Raw genomic sequence first — 17,031 nt, 5'->3', positions numbered from 1 at the left:
CAGTGGATTTATCGCACGCCATAACGACGACGATAGTGATATAGTAGCCATAGTTTATGACAGCGGCTCTTTAAAGAGTGATACTCTTTAAGCCATAGCTCTTTAGAGCTTAATAACCAGCAAACGCCTCTTTGAAAACGAGTACTTACGTCGTTTTTTAATTTTAATTATTCAAAAAGTTTATCCTATCATGATGTATTTAGCGCCGCGGCAAGGGTTGTTTGCCATTATTATTCTGGTTAGTTTTTGTCTGCAAACTTTGCTACTAGTCATTAGTACTGATCAGCAGTTGTCCAAAAGCCGTGCGCAAAAGGGCGAGCAAATGGTCGCCCAGCTCATTGACGAGGCTAGGCTGGCTTTAGAGAACAAAGACCGCGTCAGCTTAAGTGTGATTGCCAATCGCTACACCAGCGAGCAAGACGTCGCTCGCATCGTGATCAAGGACAGCAACGATGAGCTACTCGTACCTGTCGGCAACGCGCCTATGCAACAAGGCGATACCATTCGCAAAATGGCGACCAAAGGCGATGCAGTCATTGGTAGTGTGGCTTTAACTCTAAAAGATATTAGTAAGGGCGAGATCATCGCTATGCAGTGGCCGTTTGTGATCGGCTCATTACTGCTGCATCTGTTTTTGTGGTTGCTCTATGGTTATGTCGCTCGCCCAACTAAAGAACAAATCAATACCCTAAGTCATGAGATTCAAGACCTGCACCGTGATCGCTATAGACAAGAGGGGCAAAACCTTTATAATCGCCGTGCTGTGTCCGGTAGTGTTGATGATACTGAAGCTGTAGAGCAAAAATCAGCGGATAGCAGCCTTGTTAGCACCAATACCAAAGATGCTAAAATCAAAAACGATACCAAAAAAGGGGTTAGTGCTGCCAGCATCCACGATGAGCTCAATGCCTACCTTAAGTCGCAACAAAACCCTGATGCAAATCGCGAACAAGCTGTAGATGTGCCAAATACTGCTGGCAGTGACTCCAATGTCGATCAGGGTTCTAATACCTCAACTCACGCAGCATCTGAGCCTAATAAAACATCGAAGCTGTCCTCTGCTCGCACTTTCGATCATGTCAGCGTACAGATTATGCTCCATGACGAATTCAATATGCTTGAGCGCTTGGCGCCTGAGATGCGCGCGCCTTATTTAGCGCTTTGTACTCAGCTGCTTAATCAAGCTATGAACGAGCTGCTCAGATTACCGCTACTGCTCGGCGTGAGCGCTATCAATGAGCCACATTTTGATGATAAGGGCGCAGCTATCGCTCTGCTAAAGGCAGATAATAGCCATGCTAAAGTGGCGCTAGCGGGCGTGATGCTCGCCAAGCTATACCTGATGCTCAACAAGATCATTCATGACAAGCATATTGAGCTGGCGCGTTTTGCTTTGCCGGCAAAAGCAGGCGTCAGTGACAAGGTGCAGCTACAGGCCATGACACAGCTGCTTGAGAGCATCGGCAGTAAAGAGCAGATGCTTATTTTGTTGCCAAACGCCGGTCTCAAACAGATTGCAACCCATGTAAAAGTTAAGAGCGTGCAGCGTCCAACGACAGTCTATGAGCGTGAGTGCACCATCTTTGATGGTGGCAATGACGCCCTGATTCAGCGCCTCGCTGATGTGCGCAATGCCGTGTTGATGATAGATGAGTAATAGTTATGGTTAAAATAGTATTGACTACTTAAAGCGCGCAGGCGGCAAAAAGGATTGACAAGATTACCCTGAAACCTTATAAGGCATATAGATACTGATGTGTTTAGCAGTGACTAACATCAGTAACCCTTTTAACCTCCACCCCATAATGATAGGAGTTTGTCATGAGTGACGCTGATATTGACGACGATTTTGATGATGATTTTGTCGACGATGATGATGCAAAGATGGTAGAAGAGGCGGAGACCAGCGTCCGTACTCGTTTGAGCAGTTTAGAGAAACGTCGTTTAATCGACAACTTACTAGAAGAAAAGCGCCTAGCCAAAGAGCTAAAAGATGAGATGGACGATCTCGATGACTTTGATGACGATGATGACGATTGGGACGACGAGTAACTAACAGTATAGCAATGAGCCAGAGGCTACACATAGTCATACAATTTGTCTAATTGGCTAAAAACTTAACTGTGTTAAGCTCAATGTTACTGCGCTAAGTGACTAAAGTTACTGAAAGGCTTAGCGCCGCAGCCATTTTTGCGCCATAAGCGCTACCGATAAAGGATGATCTATTATGGACCCATTAAGTTTTGATCAACTGCTAGATTATTTGGACACGCAAGAGAGCCAGTTTGTGCTCGATAGCATCGCCACTCATGGGTTTTTGACAGCGACAATCGTAGGCCCTGAGCTTCCCAATTGGATTGAGGCGCTATTTGAAGGTCATATTAGTGAGATTCCAGCCAATGTCGTCGATGGCATCAAACGCTGGCGCGCAGCCATCTTAGCTGAGCTCAAAAACGAGACGCCAATAGAGCTGCCCTTTAATGAAGACGCAGGTAGTGAGCAAGCAATCGATTTCTCTGAGGAGTCAGATATTGTCGCTTGGTCTATAGGATTCGTCGATGCGATGTATGGCGATGATGCGAGCGATTGGTTTGCGGACGAAGAGACCAGCGATGATGTGGCGGTGCTCACTCTACCTATGATCGTACTAAGCGGTATTGATGACGAAGATCCTGAACTGGCGCAGATGCGTGTTAACGAGGACAATATGGTACAGATGGTCAACGGTATTGAGAGCAATTTGACCGAGCTGTTTTTATTGTTTCATACCAATGATTAGATTTACTTACATTTGATACAGTCACTAAAAAGGCAATACCATGGCGGTACAACTCTCCAATCTTGAGCATTTACCGAACTACCAAATCACTGAGCGCTTGGATGTGGTGTATGGCAGTACGGTGCGCTCAAAACACGTCGGCAAAGATCTGTTTGCTGGCCTCAAAAATATCGTCGGCGGTGAGCTGACCGCCTATACCGAGTTATTAGAGGAGTCGCGCCAAGAAGCGATCGATCGCATGATCATAAAAGCTGAAGCGCTTGGCGCGGATGCGGTTGTAGGTCTGCGTTTTTCGACTTCTAGTATCGCTCAAGGTGCCTCCGAGCTGTTTGTTTATGGCACAGCGGTCAAGGCGATACCTATGCAGCAGCGAGTAGATGAGTCGGCTCATCAGCAACATAGTCAGATTGGGCAAACCCCAAATCCTACGCAAACCCCAACTGATGACTTGCCGCGTTTTAATCCTTTTGGCGAATGAATAGGCTTAACGCTTTGGCGCTAAGACGACGTTAAAGCGTTGAGATAAGAGATAGTCCATGAACAACTCTATGAGCCAAATCCTAATCAACTACGCGCCGCTACTTATCTTATTTGTAGTAGGGTGGTTTTTTGGCATGCGTCATGAACGTCAGCATTTGGCGCGCTTGAAGGTGTCAGAGAACGATCTGCGTCATATTGTAGTCTCAAGCGAGCGTTTTTACCGTCCTAGCTTGTCGACAGGGACACAAGGCGAGCTGGTACTTGGTAGCGTGGTTATTGCACAAGACTACTTTAAGATGGTTATCGCCAAAATCTTAAGCCTATTTGGCAAAAACCTGACCACTTATGAAACCTTGCTCGATCGCGCCCGCCGTGAAGCACTAGTGCGAATGCGTACTGAGGCTCAAAGCAAAGGCTACAATCACGTTTACGGGCTACGCTTAGAGGTCACTAATATCAATCAGCTTGGCAGTATGGTCGAGGCTATCGCATATGGTACAGCAGTCATTAGTACTGACACTACTACTCAACCTTATAGCTAGAGCACGTTGAACAGCTAGAGCATGCCAAATAGTTATACCCTAGCACTTTGCCTACTCTCTTAATACTTACCCTCTTATTTACTTCTCAAGCCACAGATCTCATTACAAAAGCCTATAACTGACTGAGTAGTAACGCAATCAACGCCATAACTCGCCTATGACGACGCTATACTGGCTTACGTTTGCCAGTCGCTATCGCCTTTATTTTTATTGATGAAAGTGCAAAAGATAGCGCCTCAGGCGGCTCTCATAAACTGACCGATAATTGGTCTTATCTACATGGATGTAGTTATGGAAAGTGTTCAATTAGTTACCTTAGTCAATTCTGTTGTTATTCCTATCTGTCTGTTTTTGATCATGATGGGTATGGGCATGACCCTTATCACCAACGACTTTAAACGAGTATTAAAGTATCCAAAGGCGGTCAGCATTGGTCTGACCAATCAGCTTATTTTACTGCCGATTATCGGTTTTGCCTTAGCCAATATCATGCCATTACGACCGGAATATGCAGTCGGTGTTATGCTGCTCGTGCTCTGTCCTGGTGGCACGACCTCCAACTTATTTACCTTTTTAGCCAAAGGCGATGTGGCGCTATCAGTCACGATGACCGCGATTGCTAGCGTCGTTACTGTATTTACCATTCCTATCGTATTAAGCTTTTCGCTCATTCACTTTATGGGCGCAGGTTCCGAGTTTCAGCTGCCGATTGTCAAGACTATGGTGTCGTTGTTTGTCATTACTATTTTGCCTATTAGCATCGGTATGTTGATTAAGCGTTTTGCGCCAAGGGTTGCCGATAGCTCACAAGTTCTGGTCTCGCGTTTTGGCGTGATATTTTTGACCTTTTTGGTGGTGTTTTTGAGTTACGTGCAGCGAGATATCATCGTTGATGCTCTTATTGATACAGGGCCTGTATCGTTGATTCTAAATGTGGTGACGATGGCGATTGGTTACTATAGTAGTAAGTGGTTTGGTTTGAGCTTGACGCAAAGAACCTCTATCACGATGGAGGTTGGTTTGCAAAACAGTACCTTATCGATCTTTATGGCACTTACCTTATTATCGAACTACGATATGTCGATGACACCTGCGATTTATACGCTCATTATGTTCTTGACCGCAGGTATTATGGTCAGAGTATTTAGCGCTAAGTTCAGAAGAGAGCAAGCAGTCGCAGTTTAAAATAAACGACTGTTTTGAGCACTTAAAAAGCCCTATATCGTAGCGAAATACGCTATGACATAGGGCTTTTTTGATTATATATGCAATAAAAATAAGCCTGTTTTTGAATGATGACTCGCTTTAGCGTCTACGGCCATTAATACGAGCAATCTTATCGACTTTAGCTTCTTTGTCCTGCTCTTTGGCTTTGGCAATATCAAACAAAAAGGTGCGGTTTTTGAGGACAGCGACGAACACCACGCCGCCGACCGTATTGCCAGCCAGTACAATGGCTAAAAACACAAGATAGCGCCCAAGACTAACCGTATTGCCATAGAGTAGGGCGGAGAATATCTCAATATTACCGACGATACTGTGATGCAAACCCAAAAACCCAATACTTCCAGTAATCAAAGTGACGAGTAAAATACGGCTAATGGTATCGCGCGATGAGGTAACTAGCCAAGCGGCAATGCCCATCATCCAGCCAGCCAGTACGGCACTGCCAAAAATAACCCACCAGCGAAATCCCAAAATATGCTCGGCGTAAGCATCGATATCGCTTGCGCTAAATAGATGCATGTTGAGTCCTAAGCCAATCATCAGGGCGGCAAACAGACAACCGCCGACCACGTTGCCCGCGATAACAATGCCCCACAGCCGCAGTAATTTATTCACCGGTTCAATCTTATTGATAACAGGTAAACTCAGTAGTGATGTCTGCTCGGTAAACAGTAAAGATTGCCCGATAACCACGATGATAAAGCCTATCGGATACAGCAAGGAAGAGAGCACCATAGCAAAATTATTAGGCATGACCTGAGTGAGCAAGGCAAAGGCGGAGAGAATGACAAAAAAGCTAATGCCAATCTCCAGCCCTGCGGTAAAGGCACTGGTAAATAAAGAACCCAAAGAGCGATCAAAGGTCTCCTTGGCATCGATAACCTGCTCAACTAAGATACTCGCGTAACTCTTGGCTTGACTTAGATTGTCATCGCTGGCAACGCGTTTTATCGTCTCTTTGTCGGCATCGCTGATCTGCTCAGGAAAATCCTCGTCCTTGATGGTGCCATCGAGGTCTGTCGCGCCATCTGCCAAATGCTCTGATGAGGTGAGTGGATCGTTGCTCTTAGTCTGTTTGCTCTCTTGGGTCACAATACGCTCGCTTGATAACTGACTCTATAATAGACTGCTAGTGTAGAGAGTTACGCTTATAGACTATGTTAAATATTAGGGGCATTGCTGTTGTTGATTGTTAAGTCATACTCAATCGGCGCTAAATCATCTTAGCACCTAACAAAATCCTGTCATCTGCGTTAAAATCACTCTACCACTTATTATGTCTACTTTTAATTAATAAAAGATAAAACTATGAGCAATCCCAATACTAACAACTCCAATCTCACCCAATCGATTCAAGCCGCCCTTAATCAATTAGAAAACGCCTACAATCCAAGCGATGTCGAAGCGGGCATGTATCAAGACTGGGAGGATAGCGGCTACTTTAAACCGACTTTTGATCGTGATGAGTCGTTCTCTATCGCTTTGCCGCCGCCCAATGTCACAGGTTCCCTGCATATGGGTCACGGCTTTAATAATGCGATTATGGACGCGCTCACTCGTTATCACCGTATGGATGGCGATAATACGCTGTGGCAACCGGGCACCGATCATGCGGGTATTGCTACCCAGATGGTCGTTGAGCGTCGTCTGGAAGCTCAAGGTATCAAACGCCGCGACATGACCCGCGAAGACTTCATCGATAAAGTCTGGGAATGGAAAGAAGAGTCGGGTGACAGCATTACTACGCAGATTCGCAGACTTGGCAGCTCAGTGGATTGGTCGCGTGAGCGCTTTACTATGGATGACGGTTTGTCTAACGCGGTCAAAGAAGTCTTTGTACGTCTATTTGATGAAGGGCTGATTTATCGCGGTAAGCGTCTGGTCAACTGGGACCCTAAATTTCAAACGGCGCTGTCAGATTTGGAAGTCGAAAACGTCGACGAAAAGGGCAGCTTGTGGCATTTTCGCTATCCTTTTACCGATAAAGACCTCACTACCCAAGACGGCAAAAACTACCTCGTCGTCGCTACTACGCGTCCTGAAACCTTACTTGGTGATACTGCGGTCGCGGTCAATCCAGAGGACGCGCGCTATACGCATTTAATCGGTAAAACCATTACCTTGCCTATCACAAACCGCGTGGTGCCTATCGTTGCCGATGATTATGTCGAAAAAGACTTCGGCACGGGTGTGGTCAAAATCACCCCAGCGCATGACTTTAACGATTATGAATTGGGTCGCCGTCATAGCTTACCGCTGATCAATATCTTAGATGAGCGCGCGAATGTCTTAGCTGAGATGGAGGTCTATACCGACTTGCAAGTGCGCGAGCCTGCGCTTGAGAGTACGCCTAACGAGTATGCGGGGCTTGAACGTTTTGCCGCCCGTAAGGTACTCATTGAGCAAGCGAAAAGCGAAGGCTGGCTTGAGGACATCGAGGACTACGCTCTAAAAGCGCCGCGTGCTGAGCGTGGTGGCACTATCGTCGAGCCGTTTTTGACCGATCAGTGGTATGTCGCTATGAATAAGCTGTCGCAGCCGGCGATTGACGCGGTCGAAGACGGTCGTATCGAGTTCGTCCCTGCCCAATATAAAAACATGTATATGGCATGGATGAACAACTTGCAGGACTGGTGCATCAGCCGTCAGCTGTGGTGGGGGCATCGTATCCCTGCGTGGTATGACGATGCGACTGGTGAGATTTATGTGGCGCGTGATGAAGCCGAAGTGCGTAGTAAATACAATTTAAGCGACGACGTCAAATTGCGCCAAGACGATGATGTGCTTGATACCTGGTTTAGCTCGGGCCTTTGGACATTTAGTACGCTTGACTGGGCAGACCCGAACGCTGATCCGCGCGTGCTTGAGACCTTTCACCCGACTAGCGTCTTGGTGACTGGTTTTGACATTATCTTCTTTTGGGTTGCGCGGATGATTATGCTGACCATGCACTTTGTCAAAAATGATGATGGCACGCCGCAAGTCCCGTTCAAGACCGTCTATGTCCATGGCCTCGTGCGTGATGGCAATGGTCAAAAGATGTCCAAATCTAAGGGTAACGTCTTAGATCCGATCGATTTGATTGACGGTATCGACTTGGAAGCGCTGGTCGGAAAACGCACTAGCAATATGATGAATCCCAAAGACGCGGCTAAGATTGAGAAGCAAACGCGTAAAGAGTTCCCAGAAGGTATCCCAGCGTTTGGTACAGATGCGCTGCGCTTTACTTTTACGTCCTTAGCGAGTACAGGGCGTGATATTAACTTTGATCTTAAACGTGTCGAGGGCTACCGTAATTTCTGTAATAAAATCTGGAACGCTAGCCGTTTTGTACTGATGAACTGCGTGGATAAAGACAGCAACGCGCTACCTATCGACCAAGCGCCCAATCCTGAGGTGTGGGAATTACCCGAAAAGTGGATTATGAGCCGCCTAAACTCCAGCATCAAAAACATTCATCAGCATTTCGCTCAGTATCGCCTCGATATGGTCAGCCAAGATATCTATGAGTTTATCTGGAATGAGTACTGTGACTGGTACGTTGAGCTTGCCAAAGCCAGTCTCAATGATGACTCGGTAACAGACGCGCGCAAAGCCCAAATCCGCTACGTGCTCTTGCATGTGCTCGAGACTGCCATGCGTTTTACCCATCCGATCATGCCGTATCTGACCGAGCAGATTTGGCAGACCATCGCGCCGCTACTGGGTCGTAAAAACACCGATAGCATCGTTATTGCCGACTATCCACAAACCGATAGCGCCCAAATTAGTGAACAAATTGAAGCGGATATGGACTGGCTACAAGAGCTCATCGCTAGCGTCCGTAATATTCGTGGTGAGATGAAACTGGGTAACGCGGTACGCCTGCCAGTGCTCCTACAAAATATCTCTAGTGATGAAGATGCGCGTCTATCACGTATCAAAAACCAGTTTAAAGCGCTTGCCAAAGTAGAGAGCTTAGAGATATTAAAAGAAGGCAATGACGTACCATTGTCATCATCAAGTATGGTCGGGCAGCTACGTGTACTAGTACCGATGAAAGGGCTAATCGATCCAACGGCTGAGCTTAATCGTTTGGGTAAATCCTACGAGAAGCTGCAAAAGCAAGCCGAAGGCATCGCGCGCAAGCTGAGTAATGAAGGCTTTGTCAGTAAAGCACCTGCAGAAGTGGTCGATGCTGAGAAGGCGAAACTGGCTGAGCTAGAAGGGCAGTTGACGGCGATGACAGCGCAGATGGAAGAGTTGAAAGCGTTGTAAATAAAGCGTAAATATCTATAGTAATGAAAGACGCTGTCACACTTGTGATGGCGTTTTTTATTGTCTACTGATTAGTTCTCTAAAGAACTCTTAGTATTGCCAAATACTGAATATTTGTGTGCTACTATCTAGATTAGTGTTGATTCTGCTAAACTAACAGCCTGTTTTAATTAGATAAGTGCAAAATTAATCAAAAATTTAAAGGAATAATAACTTATGCAATTACATGCTTATACAAGAACTATTTCTGATTTGTTTTCGGTGCAAAAAAATATATTGTTCCTCGGTTTCAGAGACCTTATTCTTGGAAAAAAAGCCATATTGAGGAACTTTGGGAAGATATCACTAATAATATAACTCTTGAACATGGAGTTTTTCATCATTCTGAATACTTTATAGGTACTTTAGTTTTGGTGGGCGACGATAAAAAAACGAACCTTTTAATAGTTGATGGTCAACAAAGATTAACCACTATTACGATATTGCTTTCTGTGCTTTGTAGAAAATTTGATAGTTTATGTGAAACTAGAAAGTCTGAAGCTATTTATAATAATTATATAATTGGAGAGACGGATGATGGAGATACTTATTTTAAGTTGGAAAATGAAAGTCCAAAACCGTTTCTCCAAAATGAAATACAGCATATAAAAAAGATGGATAGAAGTGAAGCAAGTACAGATGAAGAAAAAAACTTACAGAATAACTTTGATGATTTGTATTCCTATATTTCAGCTGAAAATCTTAGCTCTACCTTTGGTATAGAACAAGAAGATAAAGTGGCATATGTGGATGCCTTAGTTGCTATACGCGAACAGGTTTTAAAACATCTTAAAGTAATATATATAACTGTTGAAGAGGAAGAAGAGGCTTATACAATATTTGAAACGCTCAATGCTAGAGGTATGGACTTAAGTTCAGTTGATCTTATAAAAAACACCCTGTTTAAAAATATGCAAACAGTACATCCAGATGATGATGCAAAAACTAAATGGAAATCTATATATGATATTGTTAATTCGAGATCTTCCAGATCTGGGAATTTAGACAATTATGTAAGACATTGGTGGATATCAAGATATTCCAATGCTAGCAAAGATACTTTGTACAAGAATTTTAAAAGAGAGCTAAAAAAAGGTAAGATTAAACCTGAAACATTTATTTCTGAATTATATGATGACTCAAAAATGTATAAAGTCATCTCTTTTCCTTATAAAGAAGATTTTCCTCGACAGGAAGATGCATCAGTTTATGACTCACTTCAGGCTTTTAAAATTTTCAATATTGCTCAGCAGAAGCTATTTTTTATATCTTTGTTCAGAAAAAAAGAAGACAAGGTGATAGCACATAAAGATTTTGTTGACATCATCACATTCTTGGAAGACTTTCACTTCGTTTTTAACGCGATATGTTCTCAAAGAGCATCTGGACTAGACCAAATATATGCTAGAAGTGCTAGAGGTTTGTTTAATTCTAAAAATAAAATAGAATACAAACCTATTTTAAGTGATCTGAAAGAGCAGTTAATAAAGAAGGTTCCCGAAAAAGATGTTTTCATTAGAAAGTTTTGTGAGTTGAAGTATTTGAAGAAAGACATAGCAGACAAAAAGCTGATTCAATATATTTTCAATAAGATAGAAAGCTTTAGTTTTGAAAATAAAGAATTTTCTGCAGACTTTTTTACTCTTGAACATATTGAGCCACAAGATTCAAAGCTTATTAGTAAGCAGAGTATAGGTAAAATTGGTAACTTACTACCTTTAGGAAATAAGTTGAACGCAGAAGCAGATAATATGAAGGTGAGTGATAAAATATCTATATATAAAAAATCTGATTTTATGCTTACACAAGATTTTGCTAATACCTTTTCAGGTAATTGGCATGAAAGTGATATAGAGTTTAGAACTAGAAGCTTAGCAGAGTATTACTACGATAATTTGCTAAACCGACTAACACCTAAAACCAATAGTTAATATTAAAAATATTATAGTCGATCTGCTTTAGAATATTTACAAGGCTGATATTCATATTGCTTGAGATATTATTTTTACTTGCTTGTTTTGTAAGTTTCTTAGATTTAATCAAATATAGTGCTAGGTATAGTAATTAAAGCAGATATTCTTATGTAAGAAACAATTATAGACTTGAATTTCAGCAGTTTTTTAATGTCAGTAATTAGTCTATTATCCCTAAAGGAATAAAAATCTAACGTAAGGAACACTATGAATCATCTTACCGTCGGACAACGCGCGCCTTTAAGCAATCTTGCTATTGACGATACCGCACCTATCACGCTTAAGTTCACTCGCCAAAGTCCGATAGAGATTGATATCAGCTGCTTTGCCTTAGACGAAGCGGGCAAACTGATCAATGATGATTACATGGTGTTTTATAATCAGCCAACCTCACCATGCGGGCAAATCAAGCTCACCCATTACGAGTCGCAGCCAACAGCGAATAAAGGTATCCAAGCCGATTTTGAAGTGAATTTATCCAAACTGGCTGCAAATATAGACAGCTTGTTTTTTGTGTTATCAGCCGACACGCCGCTGAATCAAATTCAATCGTTAGAGATTGGCATTTGGCAGCAGTCGCAAAAAGCGCAGGCAGAATATCAAGCAGCAGACTTTGCTCAGCAGCAAGCCAGTATGCTAATGCAGCTTTATCGTAAAAGTGGCGTTTGGCGAGTATCTAACGTCGCGCAAGGTTTTAATGGAGGACTTGCCGCCATCGTGCAGCATTTCGGTGGTGATGTAGCACAAGACGAAAATAACACTGTGGCTTCATCAGCTCCGCAATCTTCTAAAATAAATACCTTAAAAGTCCCTTTAGAAAAGGTTATGTTAGAAAGAGCGCCAAAGCTAGTTAACCTTGCCAAAAAAGCCACCATCTCGCTAGAAAAGCGCCAATTACAGCAGTTGACCGCTAAGGTTGCCTTGGTATTAGACGCCACAGGCTCAATGAATCGCCAATATAAAGAAGGTCGCGTACAAGAGGTGGTCAATCGTCTGTTGCCATTAGCCGTCAGCTTTGATGACGACCAAGCACTAGACTGTTGGGCATTCGGTGAGCATTGTTCTTATTTAGGTGAGGTTGGGCTGAACAACTACGCTGATTTTATTGACACCGTACAAGGTGGCTGGCGTAAATGGGCACTTGGCCCACGCATCAACAATGAAGCAGAAGTCATGAAAGCCGTGACAGAGTTTTATCAAAAAGACGGCTTAGATGTGCCTGTCTACGTGCTATTTATCAGTGATGGCGGGGTGAATGATAATCGCGGTATCACGAGAGTCATGACTGAAGCGGCGAAGCTTCCTATATTCTGGCAATTCGTTGGTTTGGGTGGTCGCAGTTACGGCGTATTAAAAGACTTAGATGATATGACTGGACGACTGCTTGATAATTGCAGCTTTTTTGAATTAGACGATTTGGATGATGTTAGCGAAGAAGCTTTATATGAAAATATGCTAGAAGAGTTTCCAAGCTGGCTTAAAGAAGCACGTGAGATAGGGTTGATACAGAAATGAAAATAACTTCTTATCTTGATTAGTACAAAAAACCGTTACCGCATCTCGTCGTAGCGATTTTTTATATCAAAATTTTGATGTGAGATTAGCCAATCCAACACAACCCCATCATCTATTGCAGCACTTTTTTACAAAGGCATCTCTACAAACTGCTAAGATATAAGGGTGTCTCCACGGTATCGATTGGCGCTGTATCGATTGCGCTATAAGCGATATAATAACAACTACAAAATTTGATACCTAGATATAGTCAAGTCCTTCTCTCATTTGTATTGGAGTAATCGCTATCATAAATATATATGTTGTCTTTTGGATTGCCCTAACCTTTTTCGCCTTTTTGATTACTGTGAGTAACATCAACAGTTACAAGTCAATTCTTGCCAGAGACTCGCGCCCAAGAAAACCTGCCAAGGGTGATATTTTTGAGATTGAGACGAGTTTTTATAAAAAGGATGCGACGTTTCATGATGTGCTGTTTTTTCATGCGTCAGCGTCGGGCGTAGCGATAGTGTTATTGGTACTGATCATCAAGGGCGAAACCTTGTTTCCGGGTACCGTGACCTTTTTTGGCCCGCTATCTTCTTTGGCTATCTTTACCATTAGTATCGTACTACTTATCTTAGCGTTTTACTTTTTTACCATTTCTATTCTAAAGCTCGGTTATACGCTGGCTCGACTGCGCGGTGCTGACGGCAAAGAGATCAAATCGCTATACGCTATTGGTGGCGTTTTTGCTTACTTTTTAGTCTTTGCGATATTGGCGCTTATCTTGGTATAAAGGTTGTGGCACTTAAAGTTGTCCAATAAAAAACCGCTCGCAATATGAATTGTGAGCGGTTTTTTGTTGCTAAGGCTATAGGCTTATTCAGGGTATAGCGGGTCGAGCATTTTTTTGGTTGCGATAGTACCCGTTACTGGCGCTTTGAATACTTCAGAGTCAATCTTACCAAATTTATTCCACTCAATTTGATTGGTTTCTAAATTGACCAGATGAATCGAGTAATCTTTGCCAGGCGCTCTATTGATCATCGCACCTGCTAGTGGCGATGTAGAGGCCGCAGCAAGTTTTAGACCAAATGACTGTTTGTTAGCCGCGGCTAAAACGACGAATACTTTGTTTGTACCTTCAGTTTTGCGGATAGCATTTAAGCTGGCGGCGTCTAGATTAAGCGGTGTATATGAACCTGTTTTCATATTGCTTGCGCCGGCTTTACTAGCATTAACTAGCGCCATATATAGGTTTAAATACGCTTGATTGGTGACACCATCAAAGGTATTACTGGAGCTGAGTACAGGGTAACTAGTATTCAATACATCTTTGGCATCTTCACTAGCCAAAATGTCCATTTGTGCCAACTCTTTCTGTGTCAAAGCGCCACAAATAAAAGGGGAGGAGATATTTTTTACAGTCACTCCTTTGTCAGTGAGTCTCTCCTTTAGCGTATTGGCAATAGCAACAGAGAGGGCGTCAGAGTTTTGATACATAATATCGTCTTTACCGACCTCAACTCGCAGTACACAACCGTCACTGATAATACCAACTGACTGAGACTTTAGGTTTTGCTGGGTTTTGTCATAAGCTGAGCGTGCTTCTGGATTTGTCGTCGTTGCACAGCCACTAAATACCGTGATAGCGGCAAGGGCTAAGGGTAGGGTAAGCGCTTTGGCTGAGGGGAGAGTGAACCGTGTGACCATGAATATCCTTGTAAACAGCATAAAAGTTAGAGGCGAAAGGAAGCAAAGCGAAGATCAATAATAAGGAGCAGGTTACGCAGCACAATAGTCTAGTAACTGGCGAATTATGCATGAGTTTTTAAGATTCTCCTACTATTATTTACGCAAAAAACTATTTATTTTTGGGCGCCTATTACTTCCTCTAAGATGATGTTAATGCTCGGGATATAACATAAAGCTATAAAAATAATCTTGTGCTCTGGTAGGCTTTATTGCATGCTGATTAGCTTCTATAGATCGCTGTAATTTTTTATCTAGTGGCTTACTCTCTATCACCCAACGACGTCATCTTATGAGCGAAAAAAAAGCCTTTTATCATCGCCCGCGTACCAATCAGTCTGCGAGTCCTGCTATGCGTTGGACTTTTTTGACGCTGGGCTGGGTGTTTTTTGTGTTGGGGATTATTGGTATAGTACTGCCGGTCATGCCGACTGCGCCTTTTATACTACTTGCCGCAGGGTGCTGGGCGCGTAGTTCACGGCGCTTTCATTTTTGGCTGATCAATCACAAATACTTTGGTAAGTTTGTGCGCGATTGGGAGCGTAATCATGCCGTACCGCGTTACGCTAAGTGGCTTGGGACTATCATGATGGCGCTATCGACGACGATGCTGTTTTTTAACCTGCCAGAGGATATGGTTTGGGTAGCTTGGGTCGTTGCGGCGATGTGTACGGGCGTTGCTATCTATTTATTTCGCTTGCCAAATGCTCAATAAGGGGGTCATCGTCCAACAAATCAAGCACTCAGTCCCAGTTACACAAAATACGAGATAAGGCTTGCGCTAGTATCTAGAGGGTCTTATAATACGCCCAAGCTTAAAAGCAGTTCTGCACCAAATCATTACCTCGTAGTATTAGTTATAATCCTTCGTTTTAATATTTATCGTACAGTAGCTATTTGCAAGCGTTACCGGTCATTTAGACCATTAATAAATTAAAAAGTAGGTTATTACTATGTCAGATACTCAAAAAGGTACAGTTAAGTGGTTCAACGAAGCTAAAGGCTTTGGTTTTATCGCTCCAGAAAACGGCGCAGACGTTTTTGCTCATTACAGCGAAATCACTGGTTCTGGTTTCAAAACTTTAGCTGAAGGTCAAGAAGTTGAGTTCACTGTAACTCAAGGTCAAAAAGGCCCACAAGCTCATAACATCGTTGCTATCTAATTTATCTTTTTATAGATAAATCATAGAGAACACTATGTTTAAAAAGCGAACCTTCGGGTTCGTTTTTTTTGGTCTAACATTTAAGGTTTAAGAGGTTGCGGTTGTCTTTGTAGAGTGTAGTTAGCGACGTAACCTGCCAATTAGTATAAATAAAGACGCCCTCTACCTTATAGCTAACAATAGAGTAGAGGATTTACTCTGTAAGTATCAAAGAAAGCTAACCCCAATATTGATCAGCCCGCCGCCTAATATCAGCCAAGCAAACATTATCGCGCCTAGTAGCAACGGCTGGATACCTGCTTGTTTGATAGCGCCTAGATGCGTCGTCAGTCCTAGCGCAAACATCGCCATCGTCAGTAGCAGATCATCTACTCGCACTATCGTCCGCTCAAAGCTATCGGGCATAGGCACCCAAGTGTGCAAAATTACGATAAGAATAAAAACAAAGGCAAACCAAGGCACTTTGACTTGCCGTGTACGCTGTATCAGCGTGAGCTTATCGCCGCTTGCTTGATTGCCTTTGGTCAAAGCGAAAGAGAGTATCAGTAAAAAAGGCGCGAGCATCATGACTCGTATCATCTTAGTCACGACTGCCGTGTCTCCGACATCGCTATTGATAGCATTGCCCGCGACGACGACTTGCGCGACCTCGTGAACAGTTGAACCCGTATAAATACCGTATTGCTGCGCATTAAGCCACGGGGCAAGCCAGCCTAAATGATACAAAAACGGATAGAGCAGCATAGCAACTGTGCCAAAGACGACTACGGTTGCGACAGCGATAGTAACTTTGTGCGCGTCAGCTTTAATCACAGGCTGGGCTGCAATAACAGCGGCCGCCCCGCAAATGCTCGTCCCTGAGCCAATCAGCATTGTCGTTTGCTTATCGACTTTAAGCCATCTTGTACCGAGCCAATAGGTTAATAGAAATGTTGAAGTAAGTACTACAGCATCGCTGATGATGGCAGGCATGCCGACAGAGGCTACTTGCGTGAGGGTGAGCTTGAAGCCATAGAGCATAATCGCTAGACGCAAAATCTCACCTTTTGAGAAGTTTACGCCCGCGCTCAAGCTATCGGCAACACGCGGATAGATGGTATTGCCGAGTACGATACCGATTAAGATCGCGAGGGTGAGGGGCGAGAGGCCAACTATAGCGCCCTCTGACCAGATGGTGATACGACTATCAAGCCATAAACTAAATAGGCTACCAAGCAACACGACAACCAGTCCTAACCCTTGAGGTTTGCTGGGGACATAACTGCCAAGGGTCTGACTCATCGCCTTCATAATTTGCCTTACTTAGTATTTACTTGATCTAG

15 protein-coding genes are annotated in these 17,031 nt (G+C 43.4%); 12 read left to right on the top strand and 3 right to left on the bottom strand.

Annotated elements, in window-relative coordinates:
* Positions 1-190: 190 nt before the first annotated feature.
* From ACTXGE_RS09115 to ACTXGE_RS09090, 6 genes are all read left to right on the top strand, one after another.
* Positions 191-1,657, top strand: a complete 1,467-nt coding sequence (locus ACTXGE_RS09115; RefSeq protein WP_443543184.1) for a hypothetical protein — start codon at positions 191-193, stop codon at positions 1,655-1,657.
* Between the two features lie 164 nt (positions 1,658-1,821).
* Complete coding sequence (locus tag ACTXGE_RS09110; protein WP_317199225.1) at positions 1,822-2,052, top strand: PA3496 family putative envelope integrity protein; 231 nt, start codon at positions 1,822-1,824, stop codon at positions 2,050-2,052.
* 172 nt (positions 2,053-2,224) lie between these two features.
* On the top strand, positions 2,225-2,779 hold the full coding sequence (locus tag ACTXGE_RS09105) for a UPF0149 family protein (RefSeq protein ID WP_443543241.1): 555 nt from the start codon (positions 2,225-2,227) through the stop codon (positions 2,777-2,779).
* 40 nt (positions 2,780-2,819) lie between these two features.
* The gene (locus ACTXGE_RS09100) at positions 2,820-3,257 is read left to right on the top strand and encodes a YbjQ family protein (RefSeq protein WP_317199224.1); all 438 of its coding nucleotides are present in this window, start codon (positions 2,820-2,822) and stop codon (positions 3,255-3,257) included.
* A 58-nt stretch (positions 3,258-3,315) separates the two neighbouring features.
* Positions 3,316-3,801, top strand: coding sequence for a YbjQ family protein (locus ACTXGE_RS09095; protein WP_317199223.1), 486 nt, complete (start codon positions 3,316-3,318; stop codon positions 3,799-3,801).
* 291 nt (positions 3,802-4,092) lie between these two features.
* Entirely contained in the window at positions 4,093-4,986 is an 894-nt protein-coding gene (locus tag ACTXGE_RS09090; protein ID WP_317199222.1) for a bile acid:sodium symporter family protein, read from the top strand.
* A 120-nt stretch (positions 4,987-5,106) separates the two neighbouring features.
* Here ACTXGE_RS09090 and ACTXGE_RS09085 read toward each other — a convergent pair whose 3' ends face one another.
* Positions 5,107-6,120: a formate/nitrite transporter family protein gene (locus ACTXGE_RS09085; RefSeq protein ID WP_443543181.1), complete on the bottom strand. Its 1,014-nt coding sequence runs from the start codon at positions 6,118-6,120 to the stop codon at positions 5,107-5,109.
* 216 nt (positions 6,121-6,336) lie between these two features.
* On the opposite strand from ACTXGE_RS09085, the gene ACTXGE_RS09080 reads away from it, so the two are divergent.
* From ACTXGE_RS09080 to ACTXGE_RS09065, 4 genes are all read left to right on the top strand, one after another.
* Positions 6,337-9,285: a valine--tRNA ligase gene (locus ACTXGE_RS09080; protein ID WP_443543179.1), complete on the top strand. Its 2,949-nt coding sequence runs from the start codon at positions 6,337-6,339 to the stop codon at positions 9,283-9,285.
* Between the two features lie 275 nt (positions 9,286-9,560).
* Entirely contained in the window at positions 9,561-11,255 is a 1,695-nt protein-coding gene (locus ACTXGE_RS09075) for a DUF262 domain-containing protein (protein ID WP_443543239.1), read from the top strand.
* Positions 11,256-11,504: 249 nt separating this feature from the next.
* Positions 11,505-12,812, top strand: a complete 1,308-nt coding sequence (locus ACTXGE_RS09070; RefSeq protein WP_443543176.1) for a VWA domain-containing protein — start codon at positions 11,505-11,507, stop codon at positions 12,810-12,812.
* A 346-nt stretch (positions 12,813-13,158) separates the two neighbouring features.
* Positions 13,159-13,590 (top strand): hypothetical protein, encoded by a 432-nt coding sequence (locus tag ACTXGE_RS09065; protein ID WP_317199217.1) that lies wholly within the window; start codon positions 13,159-13,161, stop codon positions 13,588-13,590.
* 83 nt (positions 13,591-13,673) lie between these two features.
* Here the strand turns inward: ACTXGE_RS09065 and ACTXGE_RS09060 are convergent, their stop codons facing one another.
* Positions 13,674-14,507 carry a hypothetical protein gene (locus ACTXGE_RS09060; protein ID WP_443543174.1) on the bottom strand — a complete coding sequence of 278 codons (834 nt, stop codon included), beginning with the start codon at positions 14,505-14,507 and terminating at the stop codon, positions 13,674-13,676.
* 331 nt (positions 14,508-14,838) lie between these two features.
* Here ACTXGE_RS09060 and ACTXGE_RS09055 point away from each other — a divergent pair, with 331 nt between their 5' ends.
* Together ACTXGE_RS09055 and cspE are read left to right on the top strand one after the other, a co-directional pair.
* Positions 14,839-15,261: a YbaN family protein gene (locus tag ACTXGE_RS09055; protein WP_443543172.1), complete on the top strand. Its 423-nt coding sequence runs from the start codon at positions 14,839-14,841 to the stop codon at positions 15,259-15,261.
* 238 nt (positions 15,262-15,499) lie between these two features.
* Complete coding sequence (gene cspE, locus ACTXGE_RS09050) at positions 15,500-15,709, top strand: transcription antiterminator/RNA stability regulator CspE (protein ID WP_192524164.1); 210 nt, start codon at positions 15,500-15,502, stop codon at positions 15,707-15,709.
* Between the two features lie 207 nt (positions 15,710-15,916).
* On the opposite strand, the gene ACTXGE_RS09045 is transcribed toward cspE, so the two are convergent.
* Positions 15,917-16,999, bottom strand: coding sequence for a YeiH family protein (locus tag ACTXGE_RS09045; protein ID WP_317199214.1), 1,083 nt, complete (start codon positions 16,997-16,999; stop codon positions 15,917-15,919).
* Positions 17,000-17,031: the final 32 nt, after the last annotated feature.

It is taken from the genome of Psychrobacter sp. T6-4 (genome assembly GCF_052258425.1).
Taxonomy (GTDB): Bacteria; Pseudomonadota; Gammaproteobacteria; order Pseudomonadales; family Moraxellaceae; genus Psychrobacter.
This window is presented reverse-complemented; position numbering and strand designations above follow the sequence as displayed.